This window comes from Nitrosospira multiformis (assembly GCF_003050865.1).
Classification (GTDB): domain Bacteria; phylum Pseudomonadota; class Gammaproteobacteria; order Burkholderiales; family Nitrosomonadaceae; genus Nitrosospira; species Nitrosospira multiformis_E.
Map to the genome: position 1 here is coordinate 37,676 of NZ_QAOK01000007.1, position 17,583 is coordinate 55,258.

The 17,583-nt window shown below is 54.3% G+C and carries 11 protein-coding genes; 5 read left to right on the forward strand and 6 right to left on the reverse strand.

Going from position 1 to position 17,583, the window contains the following annotated elements; translation table 11 throughout:
- Window positions 1-132: 132 nt before the first annotated feature.
- Both C8R21_RS05395 and C8R21_RS05400 read left to right on the forward strand, forming a co-directional pair.
- A complete protein-coding gene (locus C8R21_RS05395; protein WP_107761781.1) occupies window positions 133-1,362 on the forward strand; it encodes an exo-alpha-sialidase in 1,230 nt (409 codons plus the stop codon).
- Between the two features lie 125 nt (window positions 1,363-1,487).
- The gene (locus tag C8R21_RS05400; protein ID WP_107761782.1) at window positions 1,488-4,109 is read left to right on the forward strand and encodes a TonB-dependent receptor; all 2,622 of its coding nucleotides are present in this window, start codon (window positions 1,488-1,490) and stop codon (window positions 4,107-4,109) included.
- Between the two features lie 44 nt (window positions 4,110-4,153).
- Here the strand turns inward: C8R21_RS05400 and serB are convergent, their stop codons facing one another.
- Window positions 4,154-4,984 carry a phosphoserine phosphatase SerB gene (gene serB, locus C8R21_RS05405; RefSeq protein WP_107761783.1) on the reverse strand — a complete coding sequence of 277 codons (831 nt, stop codon included), beginning with the start codon at window positions 4,982-4,984 and terminating at the stop codon, window positions 4,154-4,156.
- A gap of 511 nt (window positions 4,985-5,495) precedes the next feature.
- Here serB and C8R21_RS05410 point away from each other — a divergent pair.
- Window positions 5,496-6,359 carry an SH3 domain-containing protein gene (locus tag C8R21_RS05410; protein WP_107761784.1) on the forward strand — a complete coding sequence of 288 codons (864 nt, stop codon included), beginning with the start codon at window positions 5,496-5,498 and terminating at the stop codon, window positions 6,357-6,359.
- 3 nt (window positions 6,360-6,362) lie between these two features.
- On the opposite strand, the gene C8R21_RS05415 is transcribed toward C8R21_RS05410, so the two are convergent.
- The 4 genes from C8R21_RS05415 to C8R21_RS05430 all read right to left on the reverse strand — a co-directional run bounded on the left by C8R21_RS05415 (window position 6,363) and on the right by C8R21_RS05430 (window position 14,978).
- Complete coding sequence (locus tag C8R21_RS05415) at window positions 6,363-8,000, reverse strand: sensor domain-containing diguanylate cyclase (protein WP_258192271.1); 1,638 nt, start codon at window positions 7,998-8,000, stop codon at window positions 6,363-6,365.
- 189 nt (window positions 8,001-8,189) lie between these two features.
- On the reverse strand, window positions 8,190-11,657 hold the full coding sequence (gene mfd, locus C8R21_RS05420; protein WP_107761785.1) for a transcription-repair coupling factor: 3,468 nt from the start codon (window positions 11,655-11,657) through the stop codon (window positions 8,190-8,192).
- 226 nt (window positions 11,658-11,883) lie between these two features.
- Entirely contained in the window at window positions 11,884-13,725 is a 1,842-nt protein-coding gene (gene recJ, locus C8R21_RS05425; protein WP_107761786.1) for a single-stranded-DNA-specific exonuclease RecJ, read from the reverse strand.
- Window positions 13,726-13,814: 89 nt separating this feature from the next.
- Window positions 13,815-14,978, reverse strand: coding sequence for a DUF1207 domain-containing protein (locus C8R21_RS05430; protein WP_107761787.1), 1,164 nt, complete (start codon window positions 14,976-14,978; stop codon window positions 13,815-13,817).
- Between the two features lie 331 nt (window positions 14,979-15,309).
- Here C8R21_RS05430 and C8R21_RS05435 point away from each other — a divergent pair, with 331 nt between their 5' ends.
- Both C8R21_RS05435 and C8R21_RS05440 read left to right on the forward strand, forming a co-directional pair.
- On the forward strand, window positions 15,310-15,639 hold the full coding sequence (locus C8R21_RS05435) for a DMT family transporter (RefSeq protein WP_107761788.1): 330 nt from the start codon (window positions 15,310-15,312) through the stop codon (window positions 15,637-15,639).
- Window positions 15,640-15,877: 238 nt separating this feature from the next.
- Window positions 15,878-17,017 (forward strand): PEP-CTERM sorting domain-containing protein, encoded by a 1,140-nt coding sequence (locus C8R21_RS05440; RefSeq protein ID WP_107761789.1) that lies wholly within the window; start codon window positions 15,878-15,880, stop codon window positions 17,015-17,017.
- 31 nt (window positions 17,018-17,048) lie between these two features.
- Here C8R21_RS05440 and queF read toward each other — a convergent pair whose 3' ends face one another.
- Entirely contained in the window at window positions 17,049-17,468 is a 420-nt protein-coding gene (gene queF, locus C8R21_RS05445; RefSeq protein WP_107761790.1) for a preQ(1) synthase, read from the reverse strand.
- Window positions 17,469-17,583 lie beyond the last annotated feature (115 nt).

The window sequence follows — 17,583 nt, forward strand, 5'->3', positions numbered from 1 at the left end:
ACACCTGTAGCGGAGGGTTGCAAGACTCTTCATTTCGAAAATGCCCGAAAGCTCTTCAGGTGCGACAATTTGTCACATTCCCACCCTTTCCGAAATCGATTATTCTTGTGTAGTTATTCCATGAGGAAGTCGATGTTTGCCATTCTCCGTTTTGCCAGACTCTTTTTTCTGGCATCGCTTGTTTCCCCGGCTGTTGTTGCAGCAGAGCCGCATTCGACCGGTGAAATCCATCATCATCCGGCAATGCATTCTCCAAAATCCATCAAGACCACGTTGGCGGTGGGGGTGACGCTGGATCAGGATGGGCGGTTATGGTTGGCGAGGATTGTCGATCAGCGTTTGCTGGTTTCCTGGTCGGAAGACGGCGGGAGCAGTTTTTCCGAACCCGCAGTCGTAACACCTGAACCGGAAAACATATCCATCGATGGCGAGAACCGTCCCAAGATCGAGGTTGCGCGCGATGGCAACGTACTTGTAACCTGGACCCAGGTTCTTCCGCAGAAATATTCCGGCAATGTGAGATTTTCGCGTTCCATCGACTCGGGCCGGACGTTTTCGGTACCCATTACCCTCAATGACGATGGTCGCGTCACCAGCCACCGCTTCGACTCTCTGGCAATCGACGGGGACGGCAGGGTGATGGTTGCCTGGCTGGACGCCAGGGATCGCGATGCAGCCAGGGAAAAAGGCGAAGAGTACCGGGGTGTATCGCTCTATACCGCGCAATCGTTCAACAATGGCGAGAGTTTTAGCCAGAATCGAAGAATCCAGGAACATACATGCGAGTGTTGTCGGACCGCGCTTACCTGGACCAGGGACGGACCAGTCGTTTTACTGCGGAATATTTTTGGCGCCAATACGCGCGATTTTGCCGTCGTCAATCTCGATAAGGGGGGCGTAAGAAGGGTTGCTCGCGACGAATGGCAGATAGACGCTTGTCCTCACAATGGGGGAAGCCTTGCGACGGACCGAAGGGGGCAGTTGCATCTCGTCTGGTTCACAAATGGCGCGGCAAGCCAGGGGCTGTTCTATAAGCGGATCGATGGCAGTTGGGAATCGAAACCCAGGCCGATAGGCAACGCAGACGCGCAGGCAAACCACGCTTCGGTGGTTGCCCATGGGGAAACCGTCATCCTTACCTGGCGCGAATTCGATGGAAACGTTTATTCCGCAAAGATGATGTACTCGAATGATAGTGGCGAATCCTGGAGTGAGCCGATGCGCCTGATGGAATCCGCTGGCGCGAGCGACTACCCTGTGCCGCTGATCGATAACAGGAAAGTTCTGATCGTTTGGAATACTGCAAAAGAAGGCCTGCGTATTTTACCGATCGAGCGGGTGACCGCTCGATATTCCGGTTAACCCCAATTCCTTTTTCTGCATAGACAACGAGCAGCGGATGCGTGGCTCGGAAAACGAGTGTAAGCATCATCCCGCATGGCTGTACTTATCAATAATAAAATAAATCGAGAAAGATAATTCAGGTCATGAAACGGATTCCTTTTGCCTTGGTTGGTCTGCTTTGCGTCCCGCCAGCCCCAGCGTGGGCGGTTCAAGAGATAGAGCAGCCGCAACAGTTTTCCCGGAAAAGTATTCCATTTCACCTGGTGGGCAACACTTCATCCATGAACCCCCCGCAGGCGGATGCACCCGTTTCACTGGCGGGAAGTGAGACACCCTCGGGAACGCTGGTAGCGGAAACGACAGCCGCAACGGCTTCCGGTCAACCGCAGATCGATGAAACCAGTAGCAGCGGCAAACCGGATAAGGATAGAGAGGATAAGGAGAACAAGGGCAGCAAGGAGAAGAAAGATGATACGCCGGTGGTTCAAAAAGAAACCGTCTTCAAGGAAATGGTTGTCACCGGCGAGATGGAGCGGGATACGCACTTTACTTCCCCCTCGACACGCGTGACCCGGGCCCAGATCGAGCGGCAGAATGCGCAGACCACGGAAGAAGTGCTCAAGTACATGCCCAGCCTGCAAATCCGCCAGCGCTACGTGGGTGATCCCAACGGTGTTCTGGGCATCCGCGGTGCGGATATGTTCTCGACTGCGCGCAACATGGTTTATGCGGACGGCCTGCCTTTGCACAACTTCCTGCAGGCATCTTTCAATGGTGCGCCGCGCTGGTCGCTGGTGGGACCGAACGAGATCGATTCCGTCGATGTCGTGTATGGCCCCTTCTCGGCCGAGTACAGCGGCAACTCGATTGGCGGCGTCGTCAACATAAAAACCCGCATGCCGCACAAGCAGGAATTCTACGTCGAGAGCAGTCTTTTCATTCAGCCCTTCAAGATTTACGGGCCGGATAAAGGGACATTCATAGGCGATCGGCAGTATGTCTCGTACGGCAACAGGATCCAGGACAAGTTTACGGTATTTCTTGCCTATAACCGGCTCGAAGCGCAGAGTCATCCACAGTCTTATTTCCTCGACAATACAGGTCTTAGAGTTCCCGACGGCATTGGTGAAACCACTGTTACCGGCGCTATACGTACGCCTGATACTCGGGGTACGCCCAGCATCATCTATGGCGATACTGGACCGGAAAAGGTGAATACCCACTTGTTCAAGGGTAAGTTTGGGTACGACATTACTTCAGAGCTTCAGGCTCTGTTCACAGTTGCTTATGAAGATCGCACACGTAACGGAAACAGGCCTCGCAATTATCTGTTGGATGGTTCGGCTCAGGCTTTCTGGGGAGGAGGCGGAAATAATTTTGTACCCAGCGATAGAAATTTGCAGAATGCCGTTTTCGATGGTTCATCCTTCGACGTGTTACGGAGAAATTTTGGGGGCAATAGAGATAAGCGCGAGACGCTCAACCTCGGTTTGTCGCTTCGCGGCGCACTGACCCCTGACTGGAATATCGACACGACCATCAGCCATTTCGATGTCCTGAAGGATATTCGCGCTTCGGCTTTTTTCAATCCAGGTGATTCACGGGATACCGGGGTCGGGCAGCTCCAGGATTTCAGGAAATTCAGCTGGCTGAATTATGATCTAAAACTCGCGACGCCAACCTTGCTGGGCAACGAGAAGGTGTCATTCTTGACTGGATATCACTTTGATCAATATAACCTGAGCTTCCGGCAATATGATCTGATTGACTATGCAACTCTTACTCGCGGAGCGTTGCAGGCGAACCGCAACAATGACGGACAAACTTCAATGCACGCATTTTTCGCACAATCCGCATTTCGTTTCCTGCCCAACTGGGACGTTACCGCCGGCGTGCGCCAGGAATGGTGGGCAGCAACCAAAGGTGTGGTGGGGAACCTGGCTGTACCCAATCGCTCCGAAGCGAGAACATCACCCAAGATCTCATTGGGTTATGAGCCGGGACCTTGGAAAGTCCGTTACTCGTTCGGGCGCGCTCATCGGTTCCCGGTTATTGCAGAGTTATATCAATCGTTAGCCACGCCCCAGAGTATAACTCAGGCCAATGCGGCGCTTAAGCCGGAAAACGGCGTGCATCACAACTTGATGGTCGAATACGGGTTGCCTAAGGGTTATATCCGGGTGAATGCTTTCCGGGATGATATCAAGGACGCCATTCAACAAGTGCAAACATTTTTGGACGGAAGAATCCAGAATTCCTTTCAGAATATTGATCAGACCAGCACGACTGGGGTCGAGCTTATTTTCGATCAACGGCGTATTCTCGGTTCGAAATTTGATTTCATGTTCAATGGCACCTGGATGAATGCCAAAGTAGACAAAGGCCCCCTCGTGAATTATACGGATCCCACTGGGGCACCAGCTGATTTCAATTTGACCGGCAAGCAGCGCATCCGCCTTCCTCACTGGCGGGCTAATTTTTTCGGCACTTATCATATGACTGAGGCGTGGGATATCTCGCTTTCCGGCCGCTACACCAGCGATTCCTTCAACGATCTCGACAACGGGGATCATGTAAACAACGTATTTGGCTCCCAGAGCGATTTCTTCTTCATGGATTTCAAGACCAGCTATCGCCACAAGTTCCAGAACGGGCTGAAAAGCCGCTTTTCATTTGGCATCAGCAACCTCAACAACGATAAGGCCTGGGTGTTTCACCCCTATCCGCAACGCACATACCTGGTCGAGGCCGCATTCAGTTATTAGACTCGTAAATAGACCGGCACGTTTCGTCCGGTCCCCTTCTGCCATCACTCAAACAGATTAATGACGCCATCAAGGCCGACATGGTTGAGCGAGTAAGTAGCTTTCGCTTGCACAACGGGTTTTGCATGATACGCAATACTGACGCCCGCTTCTTCCATCATTTTGAGATCATTGGCTCCATCGCCGATGGCAATGACCTGTTCCCGCTTCAGTCCCAGTTCTTCGCGCACTTTTTTCAGCACTTCCCCTTTTCCGGTCGCCCCGATGATATCTCCCAATACCTTGCCTGTCAGTTTGCCGTTTGAGACCTCAAAACGATTGGCTGCGGCATAATCGAGATCCAGTCTGGTTTTTACTCGGTCGGTAAAAAAAGTGAAACCACCGGAAATGACCATGGTTTTGAGACCAGCTGATTTCATGCGTTGCAGCATCTTTTCCGCTCCCGGGCTCAATCGAACCCGTTCGTCATATACCCGCTGCAGGGCGTCTTCATCCAGTCCCTCCAGCAATGCAGTTCGGAGCCGCAGGCTTTCGGCAAAGACGATTTCTCCGCGCATGGTCCTCTGGGTAATTTCCGCGACCTGCGCCTTTACGCCCTGCATATCCGCGATCTCATCAATGGATTCGATCGCGAGCAGGGTCGAATCCATATCCATTGCAACCAGCCCGAAATCGGATAATCGCGCCGATGGGTCGACGAAAGCAAAATCAAGGCCGGCTTCAGCACAATATGCGGCCACTTCCTCCCGCCGGGCTGCACTTTTAAGCCGGAAGGCTTGATCCGTGATACGTTCGATATGGTTTGCGTCGACCAGTTTCGCCAGTTCCCTTAAATCGCTGTTCTGGATTTCGAGTCCTTGTATGATGAGGTTCATGTTTGTTGTTCCAATTTATTGTCAAGAATGTCCAACAGCCGTGCAAGGAAAGCCGAAGGAACTCTGTTCGGCAGTGGCCAGGGGCATTTCCTGCGAATGGGCGTGGAGCAGTTAGAGCCTTGCCCCTGTACGCGGGTGGCGGCAATCAAAGTCAATCAGTTACCGCCTGTAAAGCTTGAAAGAAGCGAGTGTTTTTAGCGGAAGCGGATATTTCTCACAAACCCAGCATTTTGCCATCAATCTCCAATAACTTCCATAAGCATTCTCTCCCTATCCTGATCCGCTTGCCATCCCTCGAACAATGATGTGAACCCGGGCTGATTCTCGAAGAAGCCTGCTTTTCAGGGTTATATAATCCTAATCCTGATATCAGTTTTTCCAGTTTCGAGCGATCATCGGGCACGTGTTAAAACCGGAGACCGCACAATCGGTTCTTTCAGACGTGCGCCTGACCTCGGGTAATAATAATCATCCCAAAGTATTTCTATATAAGAATCGGAGTTGAAAAATCGTGCAATTACTCAGACAGGCCCTCAGGCTTTACAGATATCTGAAAATGTGGCCGGAGAAAATATCCGCTCGAGTCGTATTCGTGCTTATTGGTATGAATATCGCGGCGTGCAGCCATATCCAGAAAGTGCATTCGCCCGCACCCGAGGCCACAGGAAGTTTTCCTCTCACCCGTGAAATGGCACAGTTTGAGTTCGGCTGCAGCAATCTGCGGGCAGAAAGGGAGGCGCAGCAGCAGGAAATTCAACGCCTGCAGAAGCTGCTGGCAGAGAAAGAGGTCTATATTCGCAGTCAGGAAGTGCGGCAGCAGGATCAGCAGAAGACGTTGCAGGAAACCAGCAACCGCGCCGCACATGCTCAAGTCAGGCTCAGGCGGCTTGCCACCCGTCCTGCCGCTGCCTCTACCATTGCAGAGGTTGAAATGGTCATGAAAAACCTGAAGTCTTCCTCCTTTACGGATTCTGAACTGATTCTGCAAACCCAGGCCCAGCGCTTGCTGGACGCGGCGGCTATCGCATATGCAGTAGACAATTATGCCGCCGCAATGGATTACGCCTCTCAGGCACGCGAATTCATCAACATGATGAGAAACAACCGCGAGCGCAAAGCTTCGGACCCACACCACGTCACCGTCCTGTTCCAGGTACCCATTCCGCTGCGTGCCAGTGTCAGCAGTAAGTTGCGTGAAAAACCGGGGCTGAAGGCTCCGATTCTAGGGGTGTTGAAAAAAGAGTCGATAATGACGGCGGAGGCCTATAGAGGAGAATGGTTGCAAGTTCTCACCGCCGATGGCCGCTCGGGATGGATATTCAGTACGTTGGTGGAGGCGCGGGTGCTCCCTGGGAGCGAAATGGTTGCCAAATAAGATTTAGCGGGAGAAATATGCCTGATTGCGGCCTGCGCGCTTAGCCTCATAAAGTGCATTGTCGGCGCGGGAGAATACAGCTGTCGTTGTGCTGTCGTTGGGTTGGCACTCCACGACTCCGATACTCACCGTGATTGATATCGCCGATTTTCCAGCTCCGTAGGTCAGGTTTTCCACATGCGCGCGGATGCGCTCAGCGGTTTTGACAGCCTGGTCGATGTAAGTCTCGACCAGGATGATGATGAACTCATCGCCGCCATAGCGCGCCGCATAATCAATACTGCGAATCGACTGGAGAAGTATTTGTGCAACTTTGGCCAGGATTTTATCGCCGGTAATATGGCCATATGTGTCATTGAGTGTCTTGAAGTGGTCGATATCCAGCATTAGCAGTGCAAAGGGACGGTGCGTGCGTTTGAATCGGGCGAGTTGATCGGTCAGGATGGCATCGAGCTTGTTGCGATTATAGAGGCCGGTGAGGCTATCGGTAATCGAGAGTGTTTCAAGCACCTGGTTTTGTTGTTGCATGGCTTCATGCGCAGCCATGATTTCGGCATGGTTTCGGCGTAATCTGTCTGCCATCTGATCAAATACCTTCGTGAGATGACCGATCTCATCGTTCCGTGTCGCAGAGAGCCGCACTTCCAGGTCGCCATCTGCAATCCGGTCCGCCGCACGCATAAGACGCTGCAGCGGCACGACGATCGAGCGACCCATCTCGAATGCTGCTGCGGCTACTATCAAAACCAGTGTGCCGACCAGTATCAAGAACATATTGCGCAACTCGATCCAGGCGCCATAGACCGCGGCCCGGTCGCGTTCCGCCAGAATGGTAAGGGGGAATTCACGGGATACATTGGCCAGACCTATTACTTCACGATGTGTCAATCCCTCAAAGACCAGGGACTCGCCAGGGCGTGCGAGAAGATCCCGCAACAGTGGAGTATCGAGTTGAACTAGTGTACCCCCCTCTGTCTGGGTGCCGATGAGAATCCGACCCGCTGAATCCAGCAGAAGTACTTCGCCGGGCGGCGATATTGCGGAACTCTTCAAATGGGGTTGCAGGTTGCGCAGGTCAAGCACGGCTACCAGGGCGCCCATCAATACGTTGTCGTATGACAATACCGGGACCGCGATGCTGAGCGTCGCAGTGTTGTACTGCTCGTTCCAGTGAGGAGGCGCGATCACAAGGCCTTCCGTGACCGAGTTTTGCGGCCACTCATTGGGGAGCGTTGCTCCCGCGGGTTTTTCGGCACTGCTGGCGATAATTTTTCCGGATGCGTTCATCACGGTCAATTCCCGTATCGCATCGAGCTTTCCCTGAACAGACTGCAGGTAATGCGCGAGGGCTCCCGGATATTTGGCTGACATATCCGTGCGGCGCTGATAAGACGCGGATAATGCTTCGATGACAGCCCCGGATGCTGCGGTAACGTGCGCTTCATGTACGCGCCTGTCCAGCCAGAATTCTATTTCCCGGCCCGCATAATCCGTGAGAGCGCGAAGCTCGCGCGTGACGTTGGCGTTGATCTGCGCTTCACTCTGCCTGAATGTCAATAATCCGAGTCCCAGCGACGGGATCAGCGTAGCCATGGTGGCGAACACCACGAGTTTGCTCTTAATGCTCTTTAGAAGGGCCATTGGACGGAGTTCCGGATAAAGGTTACTTAACGGACAAATACTGTCAAAAATTCAGCAGCATTATTCCGAAAAACAGCGATTGAAATAAGGGCTGCAGATCGCTAAATCAATGCCCCCGGGAACGATGCACCATTCGATATATCCCGTTCCCGCCTCCACCACTGAGAATGCGTCACTTTCCACCCTATCCTACGTGCTCAATTCGGTAAACAAGTCTATTATCCGCGCAACCCGTTCTCTCACCCCCACGATACACGTTTTTATTTTCAATCGATCAGGTCCGGAAAGCTGGTAGTCGCGACTGCGCTGAAGAAGGGCGACAATCTTTGCCGCATCCACGGGGGGATTAGGCATAAATTGAACCTGAATGGATTCGCTGCTTGCCTCAACACGGATGATTCCCAGCGGCGCTGCAGCGATACGTAAACGGTGGCAATCGAGCAATGCCTTGACCGGATCCGGTAACAGGCCGAAGCGGTCCGTCAATTCAATCTGCATTTCATCCAGTTGCTCATCGCTAGTGCAATTGGCCATGCGTTTGTACAGGATCAGTCGCTCATGTATATCACTGCAATAATCCTCAGGCAGCAAAGCGGGAACATGTAAGTTGATTTCCGTGGCAACGCCAAGGGGATGCTGCATGTCGGGTTCCTTGCCTTCCTTCAGTGACCGCACGGCCGCATCCAGCATGCTGGCATAAAGGCTGAAGCCGATTTCCTGCATCTCGCCGCTTTGGGACTCTCCGAGGACTTCACCGGCGCCGCGAATCTCGAGATCATGCATGGCGAGATAGAAGCCGGCCCCGAGCTCTTCCATGGATTGAATAGCTTCCAGACGCTTTCTGGCCTGAGCCCCCAATGCCTCCTCCTCCGGTACCAGCAGGTAGGCGTACGCCTGATGATGCGAGCGTCCTACCCGCCCACGCAGTTGATGCAGTTGCGCCAGCCCGAATTTATCCGCACGATGGATGATAATGGTATTGGCAGTAGGCACATCGATGCCGGTTTCGATGATCGTTGTACAGAGCAGCAGATTGAACCGCTGCTGGTAGAAATCTTTCATCACATGTTCCAGCTCGCGTTCCCGCATCTGTCCGTGGGCGATGCCTATTCGCGCTTCGGGCAGCAGGCGGGCGAGCTTGTCATGCATCGTCTGGATGGTACTCACCTCGTTATGTAGAAAGTATATCTGCCCCCCCCGCTTCAACTCCCGCAGACAGGCCTCGCGAATGATTCCCTCGGAAAAACGGTTTATAAAGGTTTTGATGGCCAGCCGCCGTTGCGGTGCCGTTGCAATGACCGAGAAATCACGCAGTCCCTCCAATGACATGGCCAGGGTGCGCGGAATAGGCGTGGCGGTAAGCGTCAGGATATCCACTTCAGAGCGGAGGTTTTTCAACTGCTCCTTGTGGCGCACACCAAAGCGGTGCTCCTCGTCGATAATGACCAGCCCAAGGTTCTTGAATCTGACACCTTTCTGGATCAGCTTATGCGTACCGATCACGATGTCTATCTGCCCGTCCGCCAAGCCCGCCAGCGCTTGAGCCTGCTCCTTGCCTGAACGGAAACGCGACAGCTCGGCAATTTTAACCGGCCATTCCTCGGCAATCAGACCGAAACGATCCGAAAAATTCTGGAAATGCTGTTCCGCCAGCAGCGTGGTAGGGACCAGTACCGCGACCTGCCTGCCATCCGCGACAGCGACAAAAGCAGCCCTTAGCGCCACCTCCGTTTTGCCAAAACCCACATCCCCACAGATGAGCCTGTCCATGGGCCGCGCAGAGGTCAGGTCGTCGATTACCGCAGCGATGGCGGTCGCCTGATCCGGCGTTTCCTCGAATCCGAACCCTTCGACGAAGGCCTCGTAATCCTGCTCTTTCAGGCGAAATGCGTGACCAACGCGGGCAGCACGCTGGGCATAGATGTTGAGCAGTTCCGCCGCCGTATCCCGTACCTGTTGCATCGCCTTGCGCTTTGCCTTATCCCACTGGCCGCTGCCCAGCTTGTGCAGGGGTGCGGATTCCGGTGAAGCGCCGCTGTATCGGCCGATAAGATGCAGTTGCGAGACAGGTACGTACAGCTTGTCGCCGCCGGCGTATTCCAGCGACAGAAACTCCGTTTCGCCCTCTCCCAGATCCATACTGACGAGTCCGAGATAACGGCCTATGCCGTGTTGCTCATGTACGACCGGATCGCCCGCCTTGATCTCGGACAGATCGCGCAGAACGGCATCGGCAATCGCACTGGTTTTGCGCGAATCCCGTTCACTCCGGCCGTGCAAATGTCTTGCATAGAGCTCGCTCTCGGTTACAAAGGCTATTCCTTCCGCCCGGTATATGAAGCCATTGTGCAACGGCCCCACACCGAGCATAAAGGGTTTAGCGCTTGCGCGAAATTGCGCATAGTTGTCGCATATGTCCGGATTGAGCCTGTATTGCTTCAAATGATCAGCAATCAACTCACGCCTGCCCAGACTTTCGGCAAGGAGCAGCGTTCTTCCACCTTCGGAGGATGCGAATTCGGCAATAAAGGCAGAAAGCTTCTCTGCCGGATTCACGGCGCGGCGATCGACCTGGAGCGGGGACAAAGGAGTGCTGAAACCTTGCACTTCGACTCCACCGGTTTTCCTCGCCTGTTCTTCCGACGGAATCTCAATTCGGGAATAGGGCTTCAGCGCGCCGAAGAATGCTTCCGTGGTAAGGAACAACTCTGCGGGTTTCAGCAGCGGCCGGTCACTGTCGCCCCGCAGAAGCTGATACCGCGCCTGAGTGTCATGCCAGAAACTCTCTACCGTTTGATATAGTTCATGATGCAGGCACAACAGCGTCGTTTGCGGTAGATAATCGAACAGTGTAGCAGTGTGCTCAAAAAAAAGAGGCAGGTAGTACTCGATGCCCGCGGGACTGCCACCCTTGCTGATGTCCTTGTAAATCAGGCTCCTGGAAGGATCTCCCTCGAATTTTTCACGGAATTTGCCTCGAAAGCGGGTTCGGCCTTCCTCATCGAGAGGAAATTCGCGCGCGGGCAGTAATCGTATCTCGGTGACGGGATAAACGCTTCTCTGGGTATCGACGTCAAAGGTACGGATGGTTTCGATTTCGTTATCGAGCAGGTCGATCCGATAGGGCAACGGGCTTCCCATCGGAAACAGGTCGATCAGCCCGCCGCGTATGCTGTATTCCCCAGGTGAAAGTACCTGGGTAACGTGGCTGTAGCCAGCCAGGGTCATCTGGCCGCGCAACGCGTTCAGGTCAAGGGTTTCGCCGCGAGCGAGAAAAAAAGTATGTGCCGCAAGGTATTCGGGCGGCGGCATGCGGTACAGAGCCGTGGTGACGGGAACGATCAATATGTCGCAGGCGCCATTCATGAGCTGGTAGAGCGTGGCCAGTCTTTCGGAAACGAGGTCCTGATGGGGCGAAAAAGTATCGTAGGGCAACGTTTCCCAATCCGGCAGCAGCCGGGTTTTCAGCGCTGGTGCAAAAAAAGGTATTTCCTCCAGCAGCCGTTGGGCGGCCAAAGCGCTCGCCGTAATAATGGCAACGGGCTTTGCTTTCGCCTCCAGTGCCAGTTGGGCGAGGGCAAGCGAGTCGGAAGATCCGTCAAAGTGACCGTAGCGAATAGTCGATCCGGATGAGGGAATGGTCAGATTGAATGCCATTCTGTTTTAATTTGAGCCAGGTGGTTTTAACAAGTGACAGCAGGTGACAGTTGGGTGAGCGCCGGGGCGCAAAAAATCGGTGGATTGTAATCAAACAGGAACTGGACAGCCACCCCAACGGGAGTTGACCGGCTCGCGCATTATGCTGGCCGGTCAAATATTATATGTCAGTCATGGAGTGGACATGCTGTAAACGCGGGCGCGCAGAATGACCGAGGATTCTTGATTACATCATGGTTGCTTCTGACCAATGCTCCAGGACAAATTGCAGGGAAGCGTCACCCTTGAAGTCATTTACCTGCAACCGGTAAACGGCGTCTATTACCCCGGGAAGAGGGGTGTCATGGAGGAACAGTATGGCGTCATAAAGAAAGAATGATTTCTCCGGCTGGCCGTTTCCGGTTTCGGCCCGCGCCTTTCTTAATTTTAATTTAAGGTGTTTTTGTCCGACGACACGCTGGTCTTCCACATGAAAGCGGCTGTGAAATGCAGGTTGCGGGAATCCCTGTCCCCATGTCTGCCGCATGAGATGTTCAGCCAGTTCCAGAGTTATTTCGGATTCATCCAGGTCGCCGTCGGTTTCGATGACCCGCCTGAGATCCGCCGGCCCCAGCAATTCCCGGGCAGTCTGTTCGAAGGCATCGCAGAATTTTTCGAAATCGCATGTACGTATGGTCAGGCCAGCTGCCGCGGAATGACCACCGAATTTGAGCAAAAGCCCGGCACAGCGTTTGGAAACCCGATCCAGCGCATCTCTCAAGTGGAAGCCCGGTATGGACCGCCCCGACCCTTTCAGCTCATCCTGGCCCCCCGGTGCAAATGCGATAACCGGGCGATGAAATTTATCCTTTATGCGCGACGCCAGTATGCCGATTACCCCTTGGTGCCAGCCGGGATCGAACAGGGTCAAGGCGTACGCGTTCGGCGCCTCTCGCGCGGAATCATTCGATTGGGAGAGGCCTGCCCCTTGGGGCATATCCGATGACCGCAGCGTGGCCGAGTCCTGCAAACCACTGCTACCAGAAAAGATATTCTCCAGCATGTGCAGGGCACTATCCCGCATGCCGGATTCAATTTCCTGCCGCTTGCGGTTGAATGTGTCCAGTTGCAGCGCAAGCTGGGCAGCGCGCGTGGGGTCATCGGTAATGAGGCACTCGATGCCCAGGGACATATCGTCCAGCCGTCCTGCCGCGTTCAGTCTCGGTCCAATCATGAAACCCAGCTCGTAGGTGGAAGTTTGCCTGAAATCCCGCCGCGCAACGTTGATCAGAGCGTTGATGCCCGCGCATCCGCTTCCCTTACGAATGCGTTTCAAACCCTGCTGTACCAGAAGCCGATTGTTGTCGTCGAGCTTCACGACATCCGCCACGGTGCCCAGCGCAACCAGATCCAGCAGACTCCCCAGATTTGGTTCCTGCCGCGGAGATGCAAACACGCCTTTTGCCCGTAGTTCAGCCCGCAGCGCGAGCATGACATAGAACAGGACGCCCACGCCGGAGAGGTGCTTGCTGGGAAAATCACAGCCGGGCTGGTTGGGATTGACGATGACGACCGCCTCAGGCAGCGTATCGCCTGGAAGATGATGATCAGTGACGAGAACCTGCATTCCAAGGCGATTGGCCTCGGCAACGCCTTCCACGCTGGCAATGCCATTATCGACCGTAATCAGAATATCCGGACGATGAGCGCTCGCGGCAGCCACGCGTACGATCTCCGGGGTAAGACCATAGCCGTACTCGAAGCGATTGGGGACGAGGTAGTCGACCTGGGCACCGAATTTCCTCAATGCGCGTATTCCTACGGCACAAGCCGTGGCGCCGTCCGAGTCGTAATCAGCCACGATCAGCAGGCGCTTGCGAAGGGCAATCGCCTCGGCCAGAAATCGCGCCATCACAGTTGCATTCTTCAGGTGTGCAAAGGGGATCAGTCGGGACCAATCGATCTCAAGTTGGCGTGGCTCTTCGATACCGCGTGCAGAATAGACACGGGCCAGGACCGGGTGGAAACCGTGCCGGATTAGCGCATCAAAAGTCTGGCGAGAGTAATTGCGGACGATGGTGTTGGGCATGCCAGGACAGAGGGGACAAAAGGGACAGAAGGCTCAGACATGCCCAGTATAGCGCTTTACCCTTCCCGGTTTCTTTACAGTAATGAGGGTCAGAAATGATAGTGCGCTCCAATACCGAGATAGTCTACCCGCTGTCTGAAAAACTGGCCCGTCGGGGAGTTTCCGTGAAAATACTCAACCAGGAACTGAAGGTTGCGGCCGAATGCCCGGAAGTGATCCAGTTGAACGCCCGCCCGGGCGGATACATCGGCGTTCCAGTCGTTCTGCTGATGATTCTTGAGGTCAACCGCCACAATCGGCCGCAGCGGTAAAAATGCGATCCGCCATGGGCTTCGGAATTCGACGCCATACTGGATCGACCAGGGCTTGATGCTCGAGGGTTCCTTGTGGAAGATTCCACCCCCGCCCCCGTAAACCCTCAGCCCGTACGGAAGTTCATACGACAGCCTAAGATCGGCTCCCTCATAGCTGAGGTTTATCCGCTCCAGGTTGGTTAACCTGCGCAGTAACAATTCATCTCCAAGATGAGAACTTTGATGATAGACACGGCCGAAAGCAGAAAAGTGGCCTGCCCGCACGCTTCCATAAGCGGATGCTATGAAATCGCTATTGATGAGATCAGTCGAAGGCGCGCCCAGATTGAAATCGCTGAAGACAGCTGCTTGAAGACCTGCTTCCCACTGCACCGTGGATTGTCCGAAATTCGCGCGGTAGAACGGAATGGTTTCGCCAAAGCTGACGGAGCCATTGTTGTTTCCGTCAATGTTGTTTCCGACATAGTTGCGATATGCGGCGGAGAAATGTGCCCATCGCGGATCGGCCAGTAAGGGCTTGAATAAATGCCCTTCGGGCAGCATTCCGGTTGCCAGAACGGTGGGACCCGCTGCGGGTATGCCTGCTTCGGTTTCGGTCGTTGCCGCTCCAGGCTCCCGAGAGGTGGCGGAAGGGTGCTGAATAGGCTTGAATGCCTCGCGTTCCGCAATTCTGCTGATACTTTCTTCCGCTATGGTTACTCCGGTCACACCCGGGATTTTCAACAGTGCCTGAACAACCTGCGCGCGATTCTCGGATTTCAGTTTATCCTCACTTACAGTAATGATGCCATCTTTCACCACCAGAGTCGGAATCTCCATTCCAAAGCCATGTTTCAGGACACCCGCAGCGTAACCAGCGATATAGGCATCCTCCGTTACCGCAGCATGGACAGTTGAGGTAAAAAACAACATGACTGCGATGGTATTCAGATAACGCACGGTTTCCCCCTTTTTTGATATTCAACCGAGAACAGGGTATGACATTTAGCCTTTCTACTGCTTTGTTTGGTTCGCGCTGGCTCTTTGCTCGCCAGAGCGTATAAGAAATAATGCGCTAAAAGATCGGGAAATAAAAAGACTTTTTGTTCTATTTTAGAATAGCGTCCACGCTGCCGCCCGTGGACTCCGCGTGCCTTGAACCTGCAACCGCCAACACCGTCGGGGATGCTAGCGGGGACTCCATAACAAGTCGGTATGATTGCGCACACACCGCGCATCGGGATTGATTGTCCTCATTGCGCTTTTCTGAAATTGCCTGAGGATTCCCGGTATGCAATGGTTTTTCCTGTCTGTTGCAATTGTCAGCGAGGTGGTGGCAACCTCAGCCCTGAAAGCGAGTAATGGTTTCACGCAGTTCTGGCCATCAATCGTGGTCGTGGCAGGCTATGCTGTTGCTTTCTTCTTTCTCTCCCTTGCCTTGCGCACCCTGTCTGTGGGGATCGCATACGCTATCTGGTCTGGCGCCGGCATCGTGCTCATATCACTTGTCGCCTGGCTCTTTCTCGGGCAAGCGCTCGATGGTCCCGCTATCCTGGGTCTCGCACTCATCGTTGCCGGCGTGGTTATCCTGAACGTATTTTCCAGATCCACCGTTCATTGACGGATATACTGGCCCGGGAAGGAAATACAGGCCCTGGTTCTCCACTTCCCCGTTCACCCACTTTTATCGCCGCTTTCTTCACCCGGTGTACCAACGTCCAATTGTTTTGGCGGCGGGAGTTGCTAAGATTCGATTCACCTGCCCGTCCGGCTTGTTGCGGCCGGCCTCTCCAATTGGCAGTAACGGAATACGAGGCCGAAGCGGGCATTGTGAGAATGGACATGGGATTGGAGATCGAATGATGAGTATCAGGAATGCTGTGTGGCGGTGGGGCATGTGTGCGGGGATTACGCTTTCGGCAAATACGTATGCGATCGCATTATTTCAGTCCGAATCCGTCGCGTCTGCCGCCCCTCAATTCGAATACCATGTCCCCCGGCTCAGGGTGAAAGCGGATGGTGCTGAGGGTATAGGGGGTACAGGGGGACATTCAAGTCATCCGTCCTGGAACCGGTCGCCGGACTTCATTCTGCCATTGGCTGCGGGATATTTCGATATGCTTCCCCTGTCCGAGGATTTTGCTTCTCCATCGACCGGCTTAGATCTCCCTCTGCTCGGAGGGAATGAAGCTTCCGGCGTCAATATTCCAGGTTTCATCAATGATGAGGCAGGACTGGTAAACCTGCTAGCCGTTCCGGATCTGTTCATGCAGGCACAGTGGCAGTCCACCGAAGGCAATTCACAAACCACACCGTTTGCTCCACATCCTTATAGTGGCAACGTAGCTCGGGTAAGAAATACGCTGCAAGAATGCGCGCAACTGCGAGGGGTTCGGAGAAACAGGCTGGAGCCAAGGGATGGTGACTGCATTGGCTTCGGGGGTGGTTCGGATGGAAGCGGTAATGCGAATAGAAATGGGAGCAGGGCTGGGGGAGGCTCCAACGCCATCATGGCTCGAAATAGAAATGCCCGCGACGGCAATGCCGGTGATGGCGCCTATATCGGTGGAGGAGGCGGTGGCGGAGGTGGAGCAGGGGGAAGCCGTGACGCTGCCACTCTAGGTACAGGTGGGAATGGCGATGGGGGCGGCGTGTTTCCACCAAGCAGTAATAATTCTGACCCGGATAATGGTAGTGAAGGCAACCTAGGCGGAACCGAGGGGGGCGGGCCCAATCAGGGTAATGGGAATGGTGGAACGGGCGAAGGCAACGGCGGAAGTGGAGGAGTCGGAGGAAATGAGGATTGGGGTGGCGGAAATGGCGATACCGGGAACTGGAACGATCCGGGGGAGGGGGAAGGCCCGCCCCCAAGTGAAATAACGATCCTCCCTGAGCCCGCTACGCTGGCGCTTCTCGCGCTGGGTCTGGCTGCGCTGTGCGCCATGCGCAGAAATCAGGCAAGACTGCGGGCTGGCATGGCGGACAGAGGTTCTTGCTGAACAGGGTCTGCACGGTATGCGGATGGGCGATTCATCCGCGGGTGGAGGACTGGCTATCGAAACGGAGGAGGTCTACGGAGGGCAGGGGAGCCCAGCCGGATTGACGGTGGTCTGCAACGACCGTGGTGAAAATGCCGCCGCGCACGTAGAATTTTGCCGCGAGACGCAGATAACGAGGTTCCAGGGCTGTAACCAGGTCATCGACAATCCGGTTTGTCACCGCTTCGTGGAAAGCGTTCTCGTCGCGGAAAGACCAGATATAGAGCTTGAGGCTTTTAAGTTCGACACACTTCTTGTCAGGAATATAATCCAGAATCAGGGTCGCGAAATCGGGCTGTCCGGTTTTGGGACACAAACAGGTAAACTCGGGAATCTCCATATGGATATGGTAGTCCCGTTCCTGAGCAGGATTGGGGAAGGTTTCCAGGTTTTTGCCGGGGTTGCTGGGCATTCTCTTATCTCTGTCAAAATCGGTTAGAATGAGTTCCCTTGGGAGGCTTTTCCCAGGATGATTTGAAATGTTACCGAACCGGAAGCTTCATCCAGGAGATCACCTTCTGCGGCTG

Coding starts and splice junctions, on each gene's coding strand:
- mfd (WP_107761785.1), bottom strand. CDS start 11,657: ATGGCATTCAATCTGACCATTCCCTCATCCGGATCGACTATTCGCTAC.
- recJ (WP_107761786.1), bottom strand. CDS start 13,725: ATGCCCAACACCATCGTCCGCAATTACTCTCGCCAGACTTTTGATGCG.
- C8R21_RS05415 (WP_258192271.1), bottom strand. CDS start 8,000: ATGGCCCTTCTAAAGAGCATTAAGAGCAAACTCGTGGTGTTCGCCACC.
- C8R21_RS05400 (WP_107761782.1), top strand. CDS start 1,488: ATGAAACGGATTCCTTTTGCCTTGGTTGGTCTGCTTTGCGTCCCGCCA.
- C8R21_RS05440 (WP_107761789.1), top strand. CDS start 15,878: ATGATGAGTATCAGGAATGCTGTGTGGCGGTGGGGCATGTGTGCGGGG.
- queF (WP_107761790.1), bottom strand. CDS start 17,468: ATGCCCAGCAACCCCGGCAAAAACCTGGAAACCTTCCCCAATCCTGCT.
- C8R21_RS05435 (WP_107761788.1), top strand. CDS start 15,310: ATGCAATGGTTTTTCCTGTCTGTTGCAATTGTCAGCGAGGTGGTGGCA.
- serB (WP_107761783.1), bottom strand. CDS start 4,984: ATGAACCTCATCATACAAGGACTCGAAATCCAGAACAGCGATTTAAGG.
- C8R21_RS05395 (WP_107761781.1), top strand. CDS start 133: ATGTTTGCCATTCTCCGTTTTGCCAGACTCTTTTTTCTGGCATCGCTT.